Below are 5,571 nucleotides of genomic sequence, written 5' to 3' on the forward strand. Positions count from 1 at the left end.
GTCTTGCCGGCGAGATCGCCGCGCGCCTGCGCAACGGCTACATCCGCGAGCCCTCGGTCGCCGTCGAGATCGAGGCCTATCGCCCCTTCTTCATTCTCGGAGAAGTCACGGCGCCCGGCCAGTATCCCTACGTGCCGAACATGACGGTCGAAAGTGCGGTCGCGATCGCCGGCGGCTTCTCGCCGCGCGCCAAGCGCGACGTGGTCACCATCACGCACACCGAGAATGGCGGCTCCATGCGCGCCGTGGTGCCGCTCGGCACCCCCTTGAACCCCGGCGACACAGTGTTCGTCGGCGAGCGCTGGTTCTAGCTCACCTTCGAAAATCCAGCCGCCCGTTCGGAAAACATCCGTCGATCCGCGCAGCGTCGACCTCGAGACCGACCCATGGCCGCATGATCGCCGGCGTGGTCAGGTTGATGTATTTCCCGACCAGGCGTCCCGCGCCGTCGCGCGCGGCGTCGATCAGCCCGTGCCGGCGGCCGTTGTCCCAGTCGAAACGCAGATAGATCCGGCTTCCCGCGATGCGGATCTCCGCGCGCCCCTGCTTCCACTTCTCCGGCATATCGCCGGCAATGGTCGGATCGGCGCCGCCGTTCCAGCGGCTCGCCCAGATTCCCTCGATCGGATCTGATGGTGCTGCGATCGCTGCCCACGCCGCCGCATTGCTGTCTGACGCATCGCCGGCCAGCGTGGCCGTCGCGGCATAGTCCATCACTTCGGAATCATCGGGGGAGGGGACATCCATGGTTCCGAACGGATTGCGGATGACGAGGTGCGTGACGGTTTGCTGCATGGCGATTTCCCGGCGTGAGTTGGCTTGACCGGCGAGCTCTATCGCCGGGCGGCAGGATGCAGCCACCCGATTCCTGCTCTCTCTTCTCGTCATTCCGGGGCGCGCGCAGCGCGAAGTACGGTGCGCAATTGCGCACCTGAGAATCCATAACCACGATCGGGAGTATGGATTCCGGGCCTGCGCCTTGCGCCGCATCCCGGAATGACAGCGATGGCTACTTCAAATGTTTCGCGAAGAAAGCCATGCTGCGCGGCCAGGCGATGTCGGCGCTGGTCTTGTCGTAGCTCGCACGCTCGTCGCAATGGAAGCCGTGCTGCGCGCCCGCATAGACGAAGACCTCCAAATCCGGCCGCTTCGCCTTGATGGTCTCGACGTCGGTCAGGGGGATGCCGGCATCCTTCTCGCCGAAATGCAGTTGCGTCGGCACTTTCGGCGTCTCGTCGGCAAAACGCACCACCGCGCCGCCGTAATAGCCGATCGCGGCTTTCAGGCCGGTCAATCGCGTCGCTGCGACGAAGGCGATGCTGCCCCCTAGGCAAAAGCCGATGATGCCGACCGGGCCAACGCTTTGGACCGCATCGATCGCCGCCTGCGTGTCGCGCAGCATCGCAGCCCAGTCCGGACTAGCGACGAATTTGCGCGCCTCCGCGATCTCGTCGGGCGAATAGCCCGACTGGAAATTGGGCGCGGTACGGTCGAAGATCGACGGCGCGATCGCGACATAGCCCTCCCCGGCGAGCCGGTCGCAGACCGAGCGGATGTGGTGATTGACGCCAAAGATCTCCTGGATCACCACCACCGCGCCCTTGGCGCGGCCTGCGGGATCAGCGCGATAGGCGCCGAGCTGGAAATTGTCGGATGCCGTCAGCTTGATGTCTTGTCCCACGCGGGTTGTCCTTGTTGGTTGGTCGTCGAAAGGGAGTTCGCTCGTTCCACAATCTCGTCATGCCCGGGACAAGCCCGGCCATGACGATGGGGCAACATCAACGCACAACGGCGCAGATTTGATGACTTTGCGCCACGAAGCGCCGCCCTCATTCCCACATCCAGTTCTCGCCGTAATCCTCCTTCCATCCCGCCAGCCGTCCGTGGCGGAATTGCAGGAACAGGCGGTGACGGTAGGGGATCAGGCCGCTGCCGCCGATGTTGCGCAAAGCGAGGTAGATCTCATTGCCGGGACGTCCGCGCACATATTGCAGGGGCTGCCCGAGGGCGCGGGCGGTCTGATCGGCATCCATGCCGAAGGCGAGCGGAATGTTGTTCGACAAGGTTGCGACGAAGGGCTGGCGCGACGGCACCGCGCCGAATGGTTCGGCCAGCGCCACCGACGACAGCAGCGATGCCATTGCGCCCGCCGCCAATATCGCTCGCATCATGGTCCGCATCCCTGATTGCCCGGCCTATGCCGGCAAGTTCTTCAGGAAAGGCTCGATGGCGTCAACAAAAGCCTTGGGCTGATCGATGTTGACGGCGTGACCGGCCGAGGGGATCACGACCTTTTGTGCGCGGGGGATTTTGGCGGTCATGTAATCGGACGCGGCGAGGAACGGCGTGTCGTCGGCACCGACCACGACCAGGCAGGGCACCTTGATGTCGGGCAGGAGCTCGATCACGCGGGCATCGCGCTGGGTCAGCATGCCGCGTGCGGCGAGCGCCAGTCCCTTGGCGTTGCGATGAGTGGCCGCGGCGCGCTCGCGGGTCGCCGATTTCAGGACGTCGAGGCCTTCGCGATCGAGCCTGTCGGCGGTGGCCAGTGCCCGCGCGTTCCAGGCCTCGCGGGCGTCGTCCTTCTTGAAGCCGGGACCGGTGTCAATGATCAGCAGCGCGCGGGCGCGCTCTGGATGCGTACGATAGAACGCGAGCGACATGTAGCCGCCGAGCGACAGCCCGCCGATGATGGCGCGCTTCGCGCCGACGGCATCGAGGATCGCCGCCATGTCGTCGACAGTCAGAGCTTCACTGTAGGCGTTCGCATCATCGGGATAATCGGATTGGCCGTGGCCGCGCATGTCCCACAAGATCAGCTTGTGCTCCTTCGCGAGCGCATCGATTTGCTCGTGCCACATGGCCGACGTCGATGAGTAGCCGTGGGTCAGCAGCAGCGGCGGCCCCTCGCCGTGGACCTCGTAGTAGATATTGACGCCGTCCCGATTGATCTCAGGCATTGTTTCCGCCTTTCACCTTATTCCTGCGACGACCTCGGTGCACCCTTTCCCCTTGTGGGACATCGCGGCGCCACTTCTTTCATCACTTTAGCCTGCCAAGTTACCTGGAAGAAACTGCCTCAACGCGATGGCACGCATGTGCGATGCGCTGGCTGTTGCGTTCAGTGGCTGTATCGGCGCCGTTGGCGCGGCGCACAACGAGCAGGTGCAGAGCTGGTTTGTTTCGACTGCTTCCAAATTGCATTTGCCACGGCAACCGAACGCGATCATTCTCGCCGCCAAGGCTGGCGCCGGCCCGGTGGGCGTCCGCTATTCAAGTTGCCGCCGTAAGCGGCTTCATGCACCGGCAGGGGAAGACGCCTATGCCAACACTCACCATCAACGGGCGGAGTCTGTCCGTGGATGCGGCGAACGACTCGCCGCTCCTCTGGGCGATCCGCGAGCAATTGCAGATGACCGGCACCAAGTTCGGCTGCGGTGCCGGGCTGTGTGGGGCGTGCACCGTGCACGTCAACGGCGAAGCCGTGCGCTCGTGCCAGACCATGGTCGGCGACGTCACCGGCAAGAAGATCACCACCATCGAAGGCCTCTCCGCCAAGGGCGATCATCCCTTGCAGAAGGCTTGGGTCGCCGAGCAGGTGCCGCAATGCGGCTATTGCCAGTCCGGGCAGATCATGCAGGCAGCCTCGCTGTTGTCGAAAAATCCCAATCCGTCCAAAGAGGAAGTGGTCGCGCATATGGACGGCAATCTCTGCCGCTGTATGACCTATTCACGGATCCAGAAGGCGATCATGCGCGCCGCCACCGAGATGCGCACCGCATCGGCGACCTCCAGCGAGCGGAGGCCCACATGAACGAGCATGTGAAGAACGTGACCCCTGAGACGACGGATCTCAGCCGCCGCTCCTTCCTCGTCGGCACCGCCGCGACCGGCCTCGTGCTGGGCTACGCCGGCGTCCCCGGCATCGGCGAAGCGCTCGCTGCGCCCTCGAATTTCGAGCCGAGCGTCTGGTACGCGATCGCGCCCGATGGCCTGGTCACCGTGACCTGCGGCAAGGCGGACATGGGCCAGCACATCGCCTCCACCATGGCGCAGATCGTCTGCGAGGAATTGGGGGCAAGCTGGAAGGATATGCGCGTTGCGCTCGCCTCCAACGATCCGAAGTTCAACGATCCCGTGCTGGGCGCTCAGATCACCGGCGGCAGCTGGTCGACCATGATGAACTTCGAGGCGATGAGCCGCGCGGGTGCCGCGGGACGCATCGCGTTGACGGAGGCGGCCGCCGCGGCGATGGGCCTGCCGCCCTACTTCAAGGACCAGCTCGTGGTGCGCGATTCCATCATCTCGCATCCGAAGTCGAAGAAGCAGATGAGTTTTGCCGAGATCGTCAAGAGCGGCAAGGCGACGAAAACCTTCACACCGGACGAGCTCAAGGCGATCAAGCTGAAGACGCCGGATCAATACACCATGATCGGCGTGTCGGTGCCGCAGCTCGACATTCCCTCCAAGACCAACGGCACCGCCAAATACGGCATCGACGTGATGCTGCCGGGCATGGCCTATGGCGCGGTGGTGACGCCGCCGGTGCGCTTCGGCGCCACGGTGAAGTCGGTCGACGACAGCGCCGCGAAAAGCGTGCCGGGCTTCATCAAGGCCGTCACGCTCGACGACAAGACCGGCACGACGTCGGGCTGGGTCGTCGCGGTCGCCGGCACCTACGCCAACGCCAAGAAGGCGGCAGCGGCCCTGAAGATCGCCTATGACGGCGGTCCCAACGCAAAACTGTCGAGCCAGTCGCTGCTCGACGAGGCCAAGCGGCTCCAGAAGCTGGAGGATTCCGGTCAGTTCTTCGTCAAGGACGGCGATCCCGCAGCGGCGTTCGGCTCCGCGGCCAAGGTGGTGGAGGCCGAGTATACGACCAGCATCAACATCCACGCGCCGCTGGAGCCGATGAACGCCACCGCGGAGTTCAAGGGCGACATCCTGCATATCTATTCGGGCAACCAGTTTGCAACGCGCTCCGGCGCGATTGCAGCAGGCGCAGCCGGGATCGATCCGAAGTTCGTGGTGATGCATCAAATGTGGCTCGGCGGCGGCTTTGGCCGCAGGCTCGATGCCGACATGATGATTCCCGCCGTGCAGGCGGCGAAGGCGATCGGCAAGCCGGTGAAGGTGATCTACACGCGCGAGAACGACATGACGATGGATTTCTCGCGGCCGCTCACCTATCAAAAGGTCAAGGCCGGCGTGGACGGCGACGGCAAGCTGGTCGCGCTCAGCCACGACGTGGTCTCGGCCTGGCCGACTGCGCGCTGGGGAATCCCCGATTTCCTGACGCCCTCGGTCGACAAGAAGGGGCCGCTCGATAGCTTCACGGTGAACGGAGCCGACTTCTTCTACACCGTGCCCAACCACTATGTGCGCGCGATCAAGAACGAGCTCGCGCACAACGCCACGCCGTCCGGCCAGCTCCGCTCGGTGGCGCCGGGCTGGACCTTCTGGGCGGTCGAAAGCATGATCGACGAGATCGCGGCTGCCACGGGCAAGGATCCGGCGCAGTTCCGCATCTCGCTGCTCGACGGCGCGGGCAAGAACGACGGCGGCGCGCAG

7 protein-coding genes are annotated in these 5,571 nt (G+C 64.6%); 3 read left to right on the forward strand and 4 right to left on the reverse strand.

Going from position 1 to position 5,571, the window contains the following annotated elements; genetic code table 11:
* Positions 1–311: polysaccharide biosynthesis/export family protein (locus MOV75_RS25770; protein ID WP_247006819.1), on the forward strand; the 311-nt coding region annotated here is incomplete at its 5' end.
* A gap of 1 nt (position 312) precedes the next feature.
* On the opposite strand, the gene MOV75_RS25775 is transcribed toward MOV75_RS25770, so the two are convergent.
* The 4 genes from MOV75_RS25775 to MOV75_RS25790 form a co-directional block, all read right to left on the reverse strand.
* Complete coding sequence (locus MOV75_RS25775; RefSeq protein WP_246919795.1) at positions 313–795, reverse strand: hypothetical protein; 483 nt, start codon at positions 793–795, stop codon at positions 313–315.
* Positions 796–1,009: 214 nt separating this feature from the next.
* Positions 1,010–1,681, reverse strand: coding sequence for a dienelactone hydrolase family protein (locus MOV75_RS25780; RefSeq protein WP_246919796.1), 672 nt, complete (start codon positions 1,679–1,681; stop codon positions 1,010–1,012).
* Positions 1,682–1,829: 148 nt separating this feature from the next.
* Entirely contained in the window at positions 1,830–2,171 is a 342-nt protein-coding gene (locus MOV75_RS25785) for a hypothetical protein (protein WP_246919799.1), read from the reverse strand.
* Between the two features lie 24 nt (positions 2,172–2,195).
* Positions 2,196–2,960, reverse strand: a complete 765-nt coding sequence (locus MOV75_RS25790) for an alpha/beta fold hydrolase (protein ID WP_246919800.1) — start codon at positions 2,958–2,960, stop codon at positions 2,196–2,198.
* 362 nt (positions 2,961–3,322) lie between these two features.
* Between MOV75_RS25790 and MOV75_RS25795 the strand changes: the two genes are divergently transcribed.
* Both MOV75_RS25795 and MOV75_RS25800 read left to right on the forward strand, forming a co-directional pair.
* Positions 3,323–3,814: a (2Fe-2S)-binding protein gene (locus MOV75_RS25795; protein WP_246919802.1), complete on the forward strand. Its 492-nt coding sequence runs from the start codon at positions 3,323–3,325 to the stop codon at positions 3,812–3,814.
* Positions 3,811–5,571: xanthine dehydrogenase family protein molybdopterin-binding subunit (locus MOV75_RS25800; protein WP_247006820.1), on the forward strand; the 1,761-nt coding region annotated here is incomplete at its 3' end. The genes MOV75_RS25795 and MOV75_RS25800, both read left to right, overlap by 4 nt.

Origin of the sequence: Bradyrhizobium sp. PRIMUS42, from assembly GCF_023006515.1 — a bacterium.
GTDB lineage: Bacteria > Pseudomonadota > Alphaproteobacteria > Rhizobiales > Xanthobacteraceae > Bradyrhizobium.

What these genes read in the sequence shown, in the direction of transcription:
- MOV75_RS25795 (WP_246919802.1), top strand. Translation starts at nt 3,323, where the DNA reads ATGCCAACACTCACCATCAACGGGCGGAGTCTGTCCGTGGATGCGGCG.
- MOV75_RS25775 (WP_246919795.1), bottom strand. Translation starts at nt 795, where the DNA reads ATGCAGCAAACCGTCACGCACCTCGTCATCCGCAATCCGTTCGGAACC.
- MOV75_RS25790 (WP_246919800.1), bottom strand. Translation starts at nt 2,960, where the DNA reads ATGCCTGAGATCAATCGGGACGGCGTCAATATCTACTACGAGGTCCAC.
- MOV75_RS25785 (WP_246919799.1), bottom strand. Translation starts at nt 2,171, where the DNA reads ATGATGCGAGCGATATTGGCGGCGGGCGCAATGGCATCGCTGCTGTCG.